The organism is Phytobacter sp. (genome assembly GCF_059074235.1).
In genome coordinates this window covers 188712-203510 of record NZ_JCACPZ010000006.1, presented here as the reverse complement: position 1 = coordinate 203510, position 14799 = coordinate 188712, and the positions used below count along the sequence as shown (strand labels likewise).

The following is a 14799-nucleotide window of genomic DNA, read 5'->3' as shown; positions in this document are numbered from 1 at the left end:
ACTTCCACATGTCACATCAGTTCTCATGCCCTGTTTCAAAAATCAGGTTACAGAAAGTTACCTGAAAGTCAGATGTTATCCTGGGAAAAAATTAAAATGAAAGTTGTAACAATAATTAACCGACGCGATACCTCAATTAAACATATATTTTTAGAGCAATATTAAAAAACGAATAACGACAATATGTTTAATTTAATAAACGCGAGGCTAGCGATCAAAAAATAACCGCTGCTGATTTTCCGGGAACCTGTGGTATACTCCGCCGCTTTGACATGCATGGTCATGCGAAGATACTGTAACTTAACGAGGTAATTAAATGAGCACCCCAGATTTCTCCACCGCTGAAAATAACCAGGAACTGGCTCAGGAAGTCTCTTGCCTGAAAGCAATGGTCACGCTGATGTTGCAGGCGATGGGGCAGGCTGACGCGGGCCGGGTGATCCTTAAAATGGAGAAGCAAATCGCAGGACTGGAAGATCAATCTCAGGCCGCGGTGTTCTCTAACACTGTTAAGCAGATTAAGCAGGCATACCGCCAGTAAGCGAATCCGGCTGGTGGCTTTGGTAAGCTGGCAGCCGGTTTGTGTCTGGCACGCAGAACGTTGGTAAACCTCAAATAATGCCCGTTGCGGCCGCGTAGCAAGCGATTTGCGTTTTATTCGGCGCGTTAAATTTTTTCTGCATATTCTTTTGATGGAAATTTACGGTATTCTCAGAAATAGATAAGATTATCGCGATTTCTGCTGAAGTTTTCCCTTCCGCCGTCCATCTCAGAATCTCTTTTTCTCGCTTACTGAATTTCATTTCCGGTGCGGCAACCATATCATCCCCCAGCCGAACCAACGCGAGAAGACTCAATTGCACCAGCAATTGCAAACGCAGTTCAAGGTCGTCACCTTCACGCACTTTGCCCAACAGGCTGGTCCGCGATACGGATAAAAATCCCAGCGCGTGATTCGGCAACATCAGACATTGTGTTACCCCTTTTCGCAACCCATGATCCCTGGCAGCATCCCACAACACTGGGGCCTCATGGAATAATTTATCATTCCACGGCAAATGCCCATGCAGGAAATTTTCCGCTTTCAACACCGGATCGATGGCAAAATAATTTTCGGCCTGATAATGCGACATCCAGACGTCAGGATAAGACGACTGAACATTGATTTTAGGACGAGTAAAAGGGACCGGATGGCGGACACACAGTGAAAAATAGTCATATTCCAGCTCCTGCGTTTGGCGCTTCAGCTCGGAATATACATTGTCCGTACTTGTCATCTCCTGAAAACGTAACAGCATCTCCCTGCGCCACGCAAAAAAGTCATTCTCCCACATCTGACCGATATCACCTCTGACAATAATAATCATTATTATGAATACATTAAATTAACACATAAAACTTTTTTATATGTATAAAATATCGTTACAGCGGAAAATAATCTGGCGGTTTCGTAAGGCAATTACGTGAAAAGAAGCAATGTTTCCGGCGATTGCTTTTTGCAGCAGACCGTCTCGAATGAAATATCCTTAATAGAAGTGCTTGTAATAAATTAGCAGAAATAAATTTTACTTAAGCGTCTCTTATTTCCGGGCGCTGAGCAGCAATGTTCAGAACCCGGAAATCCTTACTGCATCAGAAATTTTTCGAGGAACTGCTGCGTGCGCGGTTGCTGCGGGTTGGCAAAAAGCGATTTCGCCGGACCCTGTTCTACAATACGCCCTTGATCCATGAATATAGCCCGGTCAGCAACATCGCGGGCAAAACTCATTTCGTGAGTCACAATGACCATCGTGCGTTTTTCCTGAGCCAACTGGCGAATGGTGTTCAACACCTCGCCCACTAGCTCAGGGTCCAGTGCAGAGGTTGGCTCATCAAACAGAATCACATCAGGCCGCATCGCCAGGGCACGCGCAATTGCAACGCGCTGCTGTTGGCCTCCGGATAAACGTCGTGGATAGCTGGTCTCTTTACCGCTCAACCCCACTTTTGCCAGCAGCTCACGCGCACGCGTTGAGGCATCTTCTTTCCCTTCTCCTTTCACAATCACCGGTCCTTCAATGATATTTTCCAGCACCGTTCGGTGCGGGAATAAGTTGAAGTTCTGGAAGACGAAGCCGACATGCTGACGAAGTTGGCGGATCTGCCCTTTTTGCTGGCTCAGCGTCCGAGCCGTATCGATGGTGATATTCCCCACCCGAATGGTGCCATTTTCCGGCTGCTCCAGTAGATTTATGCTGCGAAGAAGCGTCGTTTTGCCGGAACCGCTCGGGCCGATAATGGCCACCACTTCGCCCTCTTCCACTTCAAGATCGATGCCGTGCAGCACGGTCTGTCCATGAAACTTCTTCACCAGATTCTTAACTTCAATGGCACTCATTTCGGATCGCGCTCCTGACGGTTAAGCTGATTTTCAAAGTAGTTCTGCAACGCAGACAACACCGTCGCCATCACCCAGTAAATCAGGGAAGCCGCCAGATACATGGTAAACACTTCCAGCGTTCGGGACGTAATGAGCTGCGCCTGGCGGAACAGCTCCGGCACCTGAATGGTGGCCGCCAGAGAGGTGTCTTTTACCAGACTAATGAAGCTGTTACTCAGCGGCGGTAACGCAACGCGGGCAGCCTGAGGCAAAATGGCACGACGCAAGGTTTGCCACGGCGTCATTCCAATACTCGCTGCCGCTTCCCACTGCCCTTTATCAATGGACGAAATCGCCGCACGTAGCGTTTCAGAAGTATAGGCCGCAGTATTAAGAGACAGACCAATCATCGCCGCCGGAATCGGGTCCAGTTCAATGCCAAACTGCGGCAAGCCGTAGTAGATCATGAACAATTGAGCGATAAGTGGTGTGCCGCGAAAGATTGAAATATAAACGCGTGCCAGCCAACGGACGGGCCAGACCGGCGACATGCGCATCAACGCCAGCACAAAACCCAGCAGCAGGCCAAAAATCATGCCGCCGATACTGAGCTGCAGCGTAAATACTGCACCTTTAAGCAAATACGGTGCTGAATCTAAAATCAGCTGTAAGCTTTCTTGCATTCTGGTTATCAAACCTTGTTATTAAACATGAGGATGATAGGCAAAAAGCGCCGGCGCGCCACCTGTGTGCACAAACAGGATCGGCCCTTCATCTTTAAACCGTTTCTGACTAATACCGTCGATAAGCCCGGCCATGGCTTTACCGGTATAGACCGGATCGAGCAAGATGCCTTCGAGACGAGCCAGAAGTTTAACCGCGTCTGTACCTTCACTGTTCGGTGTGCCATAGCCCGGTGCGAAGTAATCGTCCCATAAAAGGATATCGGCCTTCGCCTCGACCTCGAGTGACTGAGCAATCGCCTGTTGTAAAGTCACCACTTTCGGTTTCTGATCGGCAACGCTGCGTGAAACCGTCACACCAATCAATTCAACATCCGGCAAAAGCTGTTCAAGTCCGACAGCGAGACCTGCGTGTGTCCCCGCGCTCCCCGACGCCACCACCACGGAAGAAAGCTCGACAGCCCCTTCGCATTGTTGCGCGATTTCCAGGGCGCTTTCGACATACCCCAGCGCCCCCAGAGCATTCGAGCCACCCACTGGAATGACATACGGACGATAGCCCTGCGCTTCAATGCGCATCGCCAGCTCATCCAACTGACGTGTGGGATCGGTCAGCGCATCACACATCTCAATCTGGGTGTTGAATAGATCCAGTAACAGACGATTGCCATTAGTCAGATAGTTTTCCGCCGTCGTGCCAATCGGGTTTTCCAGCAGCGCTACGCAGTTCAGCCCCAGTTTGGCCGCCACTGCTGCCGTCTGGCGCACATGGTTGGACTGAATAGCACCCGCCGTAACAAGTGTATCGGCCCCCTCACGCAGCGCATCGGCGGCAAGAAACTCCAGTTTGCGCAGCTTGTTGCCCCCCATCGCCATCGGCGTGACATCATCACGCTTGATAAAAATATCGCGCCCCAGGTAGTCAGAGAAACGCGGAAGATACTCAAGCGGAGTGGGAGCGCCAATTAACTCCAGTCGCGGGAAACGGGTCAGGTTGTGCAAGGACATGGGTCCTCCTGTTGCGGGATATGTTTTCTTTTTATTATGCACGTATACAGCAGGTAAATAAAAAAGGCGCTAAATTAAGCGCCTTTTTCATGCCAGGACGATTATTTCGTCACATCGGCACCGAACCATTTCTCAGACAATGCTTTCATGGTGCCATCTTTTTGCATATCAGCAATCGCTGCATCAATGGCTTTCAGGAGGTCATCATTGCCTTTACGCAACGCAACGCCAGCTTCCTGACGCGAGAAGGCATCACCGGCAACGGCCAGGGTGTCTTTGGTTTTCTTGACCAGATCCAGCGCCGCGAGGCGGTCAACCAGGATAGCGTCGATTCGACCGACGCGCAGATCCTGATACTTCGTCGGGTCATCATCATAGGTACGGATATCCACACCCTGCACATTCTGGCGCAACCACTCTTCGTAGTTGGTTCCCAAACCGACGCCAACTTTTTTACCTTTCAAATCCGCAGAGGATTTGATGCCGCTTTCATTGCCTTTTTTCACCAGCGCCTGGATACCGGAGACAGTATACGGCGTGGAGAAGTCATATTTTTTCTTACGCTCTTCAGAAATGGTGACCTGGTTAATCACCACGTCGATGCGTTTGGAGTCCAGCGACGCCAGCATGCCATCCCATTTCGTCGGTTTCAGATCCGCTTTCACGCCAAGGTGTTTTGCCAGCGCATCCGCAAATTCAACTTCAAACCCGGTCAGTTTTCCGTCATCGCCCTGGAAGCTGAACGGCGGATAAGTGCCTTCGAGCCCGACCAGCAGCGAGCCACGCTCTTTCACTTTCGCCAGCAGATTTTCCGCTGCAAAGGTTTTGACGCTCATACCAGCGACCAGCGCAACCGCCATCGCTCCCATCAGAGCCTGACGGCCCAGAAGTGCAAGTTTCATAGTTACCCCAAATGATAAATTTTGATCATAGGGTAAGGTGCTTGTCATAAAGTACAAGCACCCTTCCGTTACATATTATTCTTTTTTAATATATATCAGATCTTGCACCGACCGCGATTTTTTGCACCACATTAAAGTGTGATTGTGCTTTGAACTGCGCGTACTTACGCAGCGCGATGCGGTAGTTATTGGTACTGGTGGCGGGTAACCAGGGTTCCAGATTCTCATCCGGGAACCCTTCATCAAGCAGGTCGCGAGAAATATTGAGATCGGTCAGATGATTACCCAGCCGACGCAGGCGTACAACGTACTCACGCACCGTGCCGTGGCTCATCTCTGTTTGATCAAAGAGGAATTGTTTAAATCCGATGATGTCGAAAAAGTCGCTCTGCTCTTTACAGTGCAGATCGCCACAAAAACGGCAAAGTGCGACCCACTCTTTTTGCTCTTGCTGCCAGGCGGCTTCATCCAGAAGAATATCCAGGCGGGAGATGGCAATTTTGTTCACAATCTCACCCCGGCGCACCAGCGTGATGCGGTCGAGGAGCTTGTGACAATGAGCGCAATGCGTTTGGCTGTGTTTAAAGTCTTTAAGGTAGCGGCTTAGAGGCCGTCTTTTAGGTTGCTGCACCGTCATGATAACTCCTGGTTGTCAATGCGTTATGCGGCATCTACCAGGGTTTACAGACAACCAACCCTATAACTTACCCAGCTTGGTACGTAAGCGCTTGATGGCCTGGCTATGGAGCTGACTTACCCGAGATTCGCCCACTTCCAGAACCGCACCAATCTCTTTGAGATTAAGTTCTTCCTGATAGTAAAGCGTCAGAACCAGTTGTTCGCGTTCCGGTAAGGACTCAATCGCTTCCATTACACGGTGACGCAAATTACTTTCCAGTAACTGATATAACGGGTTTTCCTGTTTATGATCGTCAGTCACAACTTCGATACTGTCGCCATGCTCTTCCCGCCATTCGTCATAGGAGAAAAGCTGACTGTTGTTCGTATCGAGCAGCATCTGACGATATTCTTCAACAGGGATACCAAGACGTTGCGCCACTTCAGTTTCGGTTGCGTTACGTCCCAGCTCTTGTTCAAGTTGCCCCATCGCTTGTGCCACTTCGCGGGCATTACGCCGGACGCTGCGCGGCACCCAATCGCGGCTGCGCAATTCATCCAACATCGCCCCACGAATACGCTGCACTGCGTAAGTGGTAAATGCCGTTCCTTGCAGAGCGTCGTATCGGTCAACTGCATTCAGTAACCCGATCCCGCCCGCCTGTAGCAGATCGTCCAGTTCCACACTCGCCGGCAGACGCACCTGCAGGCGCAATGCTTCGTGACGCACCAGCGGAACATAACGCTGCCACAGCGAGTGTTTATCCATTACACCTTCAGCGGTATACAGTGAATTCACGATAAACAGCCCTGCGTTAGTTTGAGTTATCGGCATGATTATCCGATTCTGTAGGGGTTTTAATCGGATGAATAGTGGGTGAAATGGGGGGTTATTTACACGGATAAAAGAAATGTATGTGTTAAAAGCGTTTTCCGGAGAAAATTTCTCACATTAAAAAGCTAATTAGATAGCATTGTACGTCTTATTGCTGATTTATAAACCAAAAAGATAAGTGCAGCATCACACTGAACATCAGAATGGAATACTTAGCAGGCTGAAACTATGCAATTAACAAACACTTAACTGCGCCTTTCATCTATCTGTTAATTAACGGCCCAAAATGACGGTTATTCGCAGTCTGGAAATTTGTCGCCATCCTTTACATTAACGCATATGTGATAGAACCCCCTTTTTCGCTTGTAAAGTAACAACGCAATTTAGCTGCCACTTGTTTGCAGCGCCGGGCGTCAGAGGTGTAGTGAATAGAGGATAGGATGAAACTGGCAATTTACGGTGCAGGTGGTCTCGGTAGAGAAGTTCTGGAACTCGCCCTGCAAATAAATGGGATCCACTCTCGCTGGGATGGTTTCTGTTTTATTGATGACATCAACCCATCGCGCCAGATTAAATCACTGGATGTTCTCCCTTTTTCCGCTATCACCCCCCAGGCTTACGAGATTGTGATTGCCGTAGGCGAACCCTCTCTACGTCATCGTCTTGCTCAGAAGGCACAAGCATCCGGCTTCACGCTGGCGCAACTCATTCATCCTGATACCTATATAAGTGATGATGTGCAGATAGGTGTCGGCAGTGTCATCTGTTATGGCAGCTTTATTTCCTGCGATACCACGATTGGCGATAACGTTCATTTACAACCCAACACCAGCCTTGGGCATGATTGCCAGATTGGAAATGACTGCGTTATCTCTTCGTACGCCAATCTGGCGGGCCATTGCATTGTGGGCGATCGCGCATTTATTGGTATGAATGCCGTGGTTCGCGAATCAACCACGATAGGTGAAGAGGCCATTATCAGCATGGGGTCTGCCGTTTTTAATGATATTGCACCAGGCCTTATTGCCATGGGCAATCCCGCGCGCGCTATTCGCAAAAACGACGATAAGAAAGTATTTCGTTAAGCGCCTTCATCACAACCCGATACGCTGCATTGCCTGTCTGAGGCAGTGCAGAGCAAATTTAACGCAATTTCCACGCTACTCTGGAGTAAAAGATGTCAAATCTGGAAACTTATAACCAAATCTTTATTGAAACCTTCGACGTCTCTGAAGAGATCCTCGCTGGCTATAAATATCAGGATACGCCGTCCTGGGATTCCGTCGGTCATATGACCATGATCGCCTCGCTGGAAGATGCCTTTGACATCATGATGGATACTGACGACATCATCGAGTTCGCCTCCTGGGAGAAAGGCAAAGAAATCCTGAAAAAATACGACGTTGAACTCCAGGACTAAATTATGTTGCTGAAAGCGAAAACGGCTGTCATCACCGGTTGTCTGCAAGGCATCGGTAAAGCGACGCTGGAAACATTCGCCAAAGCAGGCGCCAATGTTTTTGCATGCTGCCAGGCTGAAGACCCGGAATTTTCGGCGTTTGTCGAGCAGCTCAGCGCAAAATATCAGGTCGATATTATCCCGGTTTATTTTGATCTGATGGATAACGACGCCATTAAACAGGCGGCAATGTCCATCCAGAAAAGTAAAAGACCCGTTGATATTCTTGTGAACATTGCCGGCGCAAACTTTGACGCCAATTTCCAGATGGTCACGCTTGAACAACTGCAGAAGACCTTCACGATCAACTTTTTCTCGCAGATTGCCTTCACGCAATATATTGCCCGGTTAATGTTACGGCAGAAAAAAGGCAGCATCATCAACATTTCCAGTATCTCAGCGCTGGATGGTAACCCCGGACAATTGGCCTATGCCAGCGCAAAAGCGGCATGGATCGCAGCAACAAAAACGATGTCTGCCGAACTTGGGCCTCAGGGTGTACGCGTGAATGCCGTTGCCCCAGGCGTTATCAGCACGGCCATGACCGCGTCACTGTCTGAAGAGGTGATGGCGCGTCAAATGTCTCACTGCGAATTAAAGCGTCCGGGTCAGCCAGAAGAAGTTGCCAACACGCTAATGTGGCTCGCATCTGATGCTTCAAGCTACGTCACGGGACAAGTTATCCGCATTGATGGCGGGATGGGTTGAGGTAAAGACTATGTTGATGCAAGGAAAAACCGTTCTGATTACCGGCTGTCGACGTGGAATGGGTCGCGCAATGGTAGATGTTTTCGCCGCGAACGGGGCCAATATCTATGCTCATGCCCGTGAAGCTGATGACGCGTTTGTCAGTGACATGGCCGAGACAGCGCAACGCCACGGTGTCGAGATCTGGCCACTGTGTTTTGACATGACCGATTACGATGCGATGAAGCTCGCCGTTAAACGCGTGATGAGCGAAAAACGCCCCCTGGATGCAGTGGTCAATAATGCAGGTATCACGCTCAACAGCCTGTTCCAGATGACGAGTGAAGCGCAGTTGCGTGCGCAGTTCGAAGTCAACTTCTTCTCGGTCTATCTGTTCTCACAATATGTCGCCAAACTGATGACCCGCAACCAGCGCGGCAGCATCATCAACATTGCGTCGACCGCTGGTGAAGATGGAAACCCAGGTAAATCGGCCTATGGTGCCTCTAAAGCGGCACTGATTGCGATGACCAAATCTATTGCTGCTGAACTTGGAGAGAAAGGGATTCGCGCCAATTGTATCGCACCGGGCATCACCGACACTGAAATGCTGTTAACGATGCCCGCGCAGGTCGTGGAAGAGGCCAAAAATGGTGCCGACCTACGACGTGCAGGTGAGCCGTCGGAAATCGCACAGGCGGCACTTTTCCTCGCCAGCGACCTTTCCAGCTATATCACTGGTCAGACAATCCGTGTGGATGGTGGTTTGAAATGATGCAAAATTCACAGAGTTTACGCGAATCGGCACGCCATATTCGCAGGCGCATCCTGACCGTGGCACACCACGCGCCGAGTGATGGTGTTCACGTCTCGCCCGCCCTGTCGATGGTCGATGTGTTAAGCGTGTTGTTTGGCCGCGTGATGCGCTACAACCCGCAAGCGATTACCGATCGTCAGCGCGATGTGTTTATTTTGAGCAAAGGACACGCCGCATTAGGGCTCTACGCCACACTCTGTGAGTCAGGCATTATTACTGAAGAACAGCTAAACCAGTTTGAAATTAACGGTGACGTTCTGCAGGTGCACCCGACCAAACATCCGGAATACGGAATTGATTTTTCCGGTGGTAGCCTTGCTCAAGGTCTCTCTTTTGCCTCGGGCCTGGCGATGGGACGCCGACTGAAGGGTGAAACCTGGCACACCTATGTACTGGTCGGTGACGGCGAGTGTAACGAAGGTGCTATCTGGGAAAGTGCATTTTTAGCCGCGCACCAGCAACTGGACAATCTGACCCTGATTGTTGACCGAAACGGTCTTCAGTCCGACGGATTTACCCAGGATGTGATACGTATGGATCTGGAAGCGTTATGGCGAGCATGCAACTGGCAAACGCTGGTCTGCGACGGGCATGACCTTGATGCCTTGCAGGCGGCATTTGCTGCCCCACACGACGGCAAGCCCAAAGTGATTATCGCCAATACCGTCAAAGGTAAAGGCGTTTCGTTTATGGAAAACAACAAAGAATTCCATCGTAATCGCGTTTCCGCTCAGCAACTTGAAGACGCCTTAAACGAGCTTACCGGAGGCGAACTATGATCGCATTCAAACCTGCGACGATCCGCTCCTGGTCCATGCTGGGTTCCCGTGGCACGTTCGGAATGACCTTACTGGAGCTGGCGCAGGAGAACGAGAAGATTGTTGCCCTGTCAGGTGACCTGTGCAAATCGTCTGGGTTAGACCGGTTCAGCACCACGTTCCCGGATCGTTTTATTAATGCGGGGATTGCGGAGCAAAACATGGTTGGTGCCGCGGCGGGTCTTGCTGCCAGTGGCTTTATTCCTTTTGTCACCTCATTCCCTAACTTCCTGACCTTGCGCGCAGCCGAACAGGTACGACTCAACCTCGGCTACATGCAGGAGAACGTGAAGTTGGTAGGGCTTGCTTCCGGGCTCGCGACCGGCATGTTCGGCGCGACGCACCACGGTATTGAAGATCTGGCCCTGCTACGTTCGGTTTCCAACATCACGATTTTCTCACCGGCGGATTGTACCGCCACGGTGAAAATGACGCAGGCGGCACTGGCACATGATGGCCCAGTCTATCTGCGTCTGACGGGGGGCATGCGCGCGCCCATCGTCTATAAAGAAGATTTTGAGCTCATCCCCGGCAAAGCGATTACCCTGCGCGAAGGGAGCGATATCGCTATCGTGGCAACCGGAAGTATGGTGCATACCGCCTTAACCGCAGCCGACCTGCTCAGCGATCGCGGCATCCATGCCGCCGTCGTGGATATGCATACCATTAAACCGCTGGATGAAGCCACGCTTGCCCAACATCTGGATAAAAAACTTCTCGTCACGCTCGAAGAGCATAGCGTGATCGGTGGTCTGGGCAGCGCTGTCGCCGAATATCTCGCAGAGACGGAAAACAGTCCACGTCAGCTGCGTCTCGGTATTCCACAAGGGTACCCGCACTCAGGTGATTATGCCTGGATGCTTGAGCAAAGTGGTCTGACAGCCGAGCAGGTGACGTCACGCATCATGGATAAACTTTGATGTCTGCCTTTTATGCTTTAGCACAACCGGGTTCACAAGTGGCGCTGATCGATGACGGTGGCACCACGCTCAGCTACGATGAGCTGGCTCAGCAGGTTCAGTCTCTCGCAGAGAGGTTATCAGCACGCACGTTAGTCTTTATTTTTTGCCGCAACCAAGCCGAAGCGGTTGTCGGCTATCTTGCCTGCCTGCAAAAAGATGCCGTTGCGCTTCTGCTTGATGACAACCTTGATGCCACTCTGACTGAGCAACTCATTCAGACGTATAAACCCGCATGGCTCTGGCGTCCGGTTGATGCGCGCTACCAGTTGCTGAGTACGGGCCTGACGCCCTGCCCTTTACATGATTCCCTGGCGCTCCTGATGACCACGTCGGGCTCCACCGGCAGTCCGAAACTGGTGCGTCTGAGTAAACAAAACCTTGAAAGCAATGCGGCGAGTATTGCGCAGTATCTGTCCCTGACTGCGGAAGAGCGCGGACTGGTCAGCCTGCCGATCAACTATGTTTATGGTTTATCGATCATTAACAGCCATCTCAGCGTCGGCGCGACCCTGCTTCTTACCGGTAAAAGTGTGATGCAGCGTGAACTGTGGAACTTTGTGCGTGATGAGCGTGCGAGCTCTTTCGCGGGTGTTCCCTACACTTACGAGATGCTGAAGAAATTGCGGTTTATGCGCATGGACTTACCGGATTTGCGCACGCTGACGCAGGCCGGTGGCAAACTCTCCGCGACGTTGCAGCAAGAATTCACCGAATACGCTGAGCAATCGGGTAAGCAGTTCATTGTGATGTATGGTGCCGCCGAAGCAACCTCCCGTATGGCCTGGCTTGCGCCTCATGAAGCCGCAACACGCTATGGATCTATTGGCAAACCTATTCCGGGCGGTGAGTTTATGCTGCTGGGTGATGACGGTCAGCCGGTCACCGCACCAGACATTGCCGGTGAATTGATCTATCGCGGCGCGAATGTTGCGCTCGGTTATGCAGAAAAAGGGGAAGATTTAGCACTGGGCGATCTCTTTGCCGGGTCATTGCACACCGGAGATATCGCCACCGTTGATGCCGACGGCTTCTACAGCATCGTTGGGCGCAAAAAGCGCTTTCTCAAAATATTTGGCAACCGCGTTGGGCTGGATGAGATGGAATCGCTGCTCAAAAATGCGTTTCCTGGCATCACTTGCGCATGCGACGGTCGGGATGATCTTTTATGCATCTTCCTTACTGATGGCTCACTCATCGATACGGTGAAACAGTACGCAGCCGGATTAAGTAAACTCCACGCTTCTGCATTTCGCATCATTGTGCTGGATGCTCTCCCGGTCAACGCCGCAGGGAAAACGCTTTATCAAAGGCTAAAAGATTATGTCCCGTCCGTTTGAGGATATCCTCCCGATACCACCTTACTCACTGGCCCGCGAGGAAAAAAGGTCGCTGCTGCTTGAGCGTTTACGTGCACTGACGGTATTGCATTACGCGCAGTGCGAGCCATACCGCCGCATGCTGGATGCCCAATCTGTTATTCCCGACACTATCGACAGTATTGAAGCGATCCCTTTTCTGCCCGTCTCGCTGTTTAAAACACTGGCGCTAAAAAGCATAGCGGATGAGGACGTCGTTAAAACCATGACCTCATCAGGCACTACCGGGCAGCAGGTTTCACGCATCTTTCTCGACAAGGCAACAGCAGCACATCAGCAAAAAACGCTGGTCAAAATCGTCAGCCAGTTTACCGGTGCAGGAAGGCTGCCGTTGCTGATTCTGGATACCCCCAGCGTGCTGAAAGACAGGCTACAGTTTTCTGCCAGAGGGGCTGGCATTCTGGGTTTTTCACTGTTTGGTTCAGACCGGGCATGGGCGCTGGATGACGCGATGAACCTCGATATCGACGCCATCGAGACATTTTTAGCCAAACACGCTGGTAAACGCATTCTGCTGTTCGGTTTTACTTTTATGGTCTGGCAGCATTTCTATAAAGCGCTGGCGGCAAGTGGCAAAACGCTGGATCTCAGCAATGCGCTGCTTATTCACGGCGGAGGCTGGAAGAAACTGCAAAGCGAAGCGGTTTCGCCACAAGCCTTTGCCTCCTGTCTGAAAAACGTCTGTGGACTACCCGCCGTACACGATTACTACGGCATGGTAGAACAGACCGGCTGTATTTATATGCAGTGCGAACATGGGCATCTGCATACGAGTATTTTTTCGGATGTCATTATTCGCCAGCCACATGATTTCGCCCCTGCGCCCGCGGGCACCAGCGGTATCATCCAGGTGCTTTCACTGCTACCTGAATCTTACCCCGGCCATTCGCTGCTCACCGAAGATGAGGGTGTGCTTCTTGGTGAAGATGATTGCCCGTGTGGCCGCAAAGGAAAATACTTCCGGATCCTTGGACGCCTGAAAAAAGCCGAACTGCGGGGATGTAGCGATACTTATGCCGTACAATTTTGATGGACTGAATGTGGTGCTGGGCGATGTTGCAGCCCTGACATCCATGCAGGCGTTGTCACCGCTGCCTCCGTTCTCGGAACCGGTAATGGTATTTCTCGATACCTTCTCACGCCAGGTTATGCAGGATAAAGAGGCCAAAAACTGGCCTGATGTTGTCAGTCTGGGCTTCTGGTGTCGCCGTGCATCGGTAGAAAAAATGCGGGCAGGCAGTGGTGAACTCACCCACCGCATCGGTCGTGGTGTGGCATTCCATATTGCGCCGGGTAACGTCGCGGCCAATTTTGCCTACTCGCTTTTTACAGGTTTACTCAGCGGGAATGCCAACATTGTCCGACTACCGGGTCGCGACCATCCTCAGGTTGCGGTGATTCTCCGGTTAATGGATGAGGCACTTCGCCGTGAACCCACGCTGGTGCCTTATATTTGCCTGGTACGTTACGATCGCCAGCAGGCGATTAACGATGCGCTTTCCGCCATTTGTGATACGCGCATCATCTGGGGAGGCGATGAGACTATCGCCCGGATCCGCCGTTCCCCGCTGCACGCCAGAGCACTGGACATCTCGTTTTCCGATCGCTACTCCATTGCCATCATCGATGCAGACAGCTATCTGGCACACCCGGAAAAAACGCAACTGGCGCAGGCTTTTTATAACGATACTCTGCTCAACGACCAAAATGCCTGTTCATCTCCTTCTCTGGTCGTCTGGACAGGGAAAGAGACCGCCGCGGCACGTACGCTTTTCTGGCAGAATTTTCACACACTTGCAGAGCGTCGTTATCCGCTTGAGCCGGTTATGGCTGTGGAAAAGCGCGCCCGCCTCTGCGTCCTGAGCACACAGTATCCAGGGGTAAAGAAAGTCTCTGACGAGAGCAATTTACTGGTGCGCGTTGAGTTGCCAGTGCTGGATGACTCTGTCCTTGCGTTACGCGGTAACTGCGGATTCTTCATGGAATATGTCGCAAACAGTCTGGATGAGATAAATGCCGTGTGCGGGGAACGTTGTCAGACGCTGGCGAGTTTTGGAATTGAGCAAGACACATTATCTGCCTGGCTAAGCAGAGCACGGCCTAAAGGGGTCGATCGTATTGTGCCGTTCGGTCGCACACTTGATTTTACGTTGAACTGGGACGGTTACGATCTGATTTCTCTGCTCACGAGAAAAATCTCACGCATGTAAAAACGACATGTAAAGTAAGAATCGAAACAGGCGCGTGCAAGGTAAACCGTAAACAAAAATGACCT

General features: G+C 51.1%; 17 protein-coding genes. 10 read left to right on the top strand and 7 right to left on the bottom strand.

The window, feature by feature from the left end:
• The first annotated feature begins 316 nt into the window (after positions 1-316).
• Complete coding sequence (locus tag AC5JPW_RS15635; protein ID WP_494241739.1) at positions 317-541, top strand: DUF2594 family protein; 225 nt, start codon at positions 317-319, stop codon at positions 539-541.
• Between the two features lie 70 nt (positions 542-611).
• On the opposite strand, the gene sdiA is transcribed toward AC5JPW_RS15635, so the two are convergent.
• The 7 genes from sdiA to AC5JPW_RS15600 form a co-directional block, all read right to left on the bottom strand.
• The gene (gene sdiA / locus AC5JPW_RS15630) at positions 612-1334 is read right to left on the bottom strand and encodes a quorum-sensing transcriptional regulator SdiA (RefSeq protein WP_494242375.1); all 723 of its coding nucleotides are present in this window, start codon (positions 1332-1334) and stop codon (positions 612-614) included.
• A 290-nt stretch (positions 1335-1624) separates the two neighbouring features.
• Positions 1625-2377 carry an L-cystine ABC transporter ATP-binding protein TcyN gene (gene tcyN / locus AC5JPW_RS15625; protein ID WP_494241737.1) on the bottom strand — a complete coding sequence of 251 codons (753 nt, stop codon included), beginning with the start codon at positions 2375-2377 and terminating at the stop codon, positions 1625-1627.
• The gene (gene tcyL, locus AC5JPW_RS15620; RefSeq protein ID WP_494241735.1) at positions 2374-3042 is read right to left on the bottom strand and encodes a cystine ABC transporter permease; all 669 of its coding nucleotides are present in this window, start codon (positions 3040-3042) and stop codon (positions 2374-2376) included. The genes tcyN and tcyL overlap by 4 nt, the downstream gene beginning before the upstream one ends.
• A 21-nt stretch (positions 3043-3063) precedes the next feature.
• A complete protein-coding gene (gene dcyD / locus AC5JPW_RS15615; protein WP_494241734.1) occupies positions 3064-4050 on the bottom strand; it encodes a D-cysteine desulfhydrase in 987 nt (328 codons plus the stop codon).
• Positions 4051-4151: 101 nt separating this feature from the next.
• Positions 4152-4952: a cystine ABC transporter substrate-binding protein gene (gene tcyJ / locus AC5JPW_RS15610; RefSeq protein ID WP_494241732.1), complete on the bottom strand. Its 801-nt coding sequence runs from the start codon at positions 4950-4952 to the stop codon at positions 4152-4154.
• Positions 4953-5037: 85 nt separating this feature from the next.
• Positions 5038-5589: a flagella biosynthesis regulatory protein FliZ gene (fliZ, locus tag AC5JPW_RS15605; protein ID WP_494241731.1), complete on the bottom strand. Its 552-nt coding sequence runs from the start codon at positions 5587-5589 to the stop codon at positions 5038-5040.
• A gap of 60 nt (positions 5590-5649) precedes the next feature.
• On the bottom strand, positions 5650-6369 hold the full coding sequence (locus tag AC5JPW_RS15600; protein WP_494242373.1) for an RNA polymerase sigma factor FliA: 720 nt from the start codon (positions 6367-6369) through the stop codon (positions 5650-5652).
• A 476-nt stretch (positions 6370-6845) separates the two neighbouring features.
• Here AC5JPW_RS15600 and AC5JPW_RS15595 point away from each other — a divergent pair, with 476 nt between their 5' ends.
• From AC5JPW_RS15595 to AC5JPW_RS15555, 9 genes are all read left to right on the top strand, one after another.
• A complete protein-coding gene (locus AC5JPW_RS15595) occupies positions 6846-7490 on the top strand; it encodes an acetyltransferase (RefSeq protein ID WP_494241729.1) in 645 nt (214 codons plus the stop codon).
• A 92-nt stretch (positions 7491-7582) separates the two neighbouring features.
• Positions 7583-7825 carry an acyl carrier protein gene (locus tag AC5JPW_RS15590; protein WP_494241728.1) on the top strand — a complete coding sequence of 81 codons (243 nt, stop codon included), beginning with the start codon at positions 7583-7585 and terminating at the stop codon, positions 7823-7825.
• Positions 7826-7828: 3 nt separating this feature from the next.
• Complete coding sequence (locus AC5JPW_RS15585; protein ID WP_494241726.1) at positions 7829-8572, top strand: SDR family NAD(P)-dependent oxidoreductase; 744 nt, start codon at positions 7829-7831, stop codon at positions 8570-8572.
• Between the two features lie 10 nt (positions 8573-8582).
• On the top strand, positions 8583-9326 hold the full coding sequence (locus tag AC5JPW_RS15580; RefSeq protein WP_494241724.1) for an SDR family NAD(P)-dependent oxidoreductase: 744 nt from the start codon (positions 8583-8585) through the stop codon (positions 9324-9326).
• A complete protein-coding gene (locus AC5JPW_RS15575; RefSeq protein WP_494241722.1) occupies positions 9323-10147 on the top strand; it encodes a transketolase in 825 nt (274 codons plus the stop codon). The genes AC5JPW_RS15580 and AC5JPW_RS15575 overlap by 4 nt, the downstream gene beginning before the upstream one ends.
• A complete protein-coding gene (locus tag AC5JPW_RS15570) occupies positions 10144-11106 on the top strand; it encodes a transketolase family protein (RefSeq protein ID WP_494241721.1) in 963 nt (320 codons plus the stop codon). The genes AC5JPW_RS15575 and AC5JPW_RS15570 overlap by 4 nt, the downstream gene beginning before the upstream one ends.
• Positions 11106-12485, top strand: a complete 1380-nt coding sequence (locus AC5JPW_RS15565; protein ID WP_494241719.1) for an AMP-binding protein — start codon at positions 11106-11108, stop codon at positions 12483-12485. Before AC5JPW_RS15570 ends, AC5JPW_RS15565 begins: the two co-directional genes overlap by 1 nt.
• Positions 12469-13554, top strand: a complete 1086-nt coding sequence (locus AC5JPW_RS15560; RefSeq protein ID WP_494241717.1) for a LuxE/PaaK family acyltransferase — start codon at positions 12469-12471, stop codon at positions 13552-13554. Before AC5JPW_RS15565 ends, AC5JPW_RS15560 begins: the two co-directional genes overlap by 17 nt.
• A complete protein-coding gene (locus tag AC5JPW_RS15555) occupies positions 13538-14734 on the top strand; it encodes an acyl-CoA reductase (RefSeq protein ID WP_494241715.1) in 1197 nt (398 codons plus the stop codon). Before AC5JPW_RS15560 ends, AC5JPW_RS15555 begins: the two co-directional genes overlap by 17 nt.
• Positions 14735-14799 lie beyond the last annotated feature (65 nt).